Source organism: Chitinophaga sp. Ak27 (assembly GCF_012726295.1).
GTDB lineage: Bacteria > Bacteroidota > Bacteroidia > Chitinophagales > Chitinophagaceae > Chitinophaga.
In genome coordinates, this window is the sequence record NZ_JABAOB010000038.1 from 1 (window position 1) to 305 (window position 305).

A 305-nucleotide genomic window follows, 5' to 3' on the forward strand; every position below is an offset into this window, starting at 1 on the left:
GGACCCGACTAACCCTGATCCGATTAGCGTTGATCAGGAACCCTTAGTCTTACGGCGATAAGATTTTTCATCTTATTTATCGTTACTTATGCCTACATTTTCTTTTCTAAACGCTCCAGCATGTCTCGCAACACACCTTCGATGCAGTTTAGAATGCTCCCCTACCGTCTAGTATTTACATACTAGGCCTAAAGCTTCGGTTATATGTTTGATGCCCGATTATTTTCCGTGCCCAAACCCTCGACCAGTGAGCTGTTACGCACTCTTTAAATGAATGGCTGCTTCCAAGCCAACATCCTGGCTGT

1 rRNA gene is annotated in these 305 nt (G+C 44.6%); it reads right to left on the minus strand.

Going from position 1 to position 305, the window contains the following annotated elements:
• Window positions 1-305: ribosomal RNA gene (locus tag HGH90_RS31530) — 23S ribosomal RNA — on the minus strand; the annotation flags it as partial.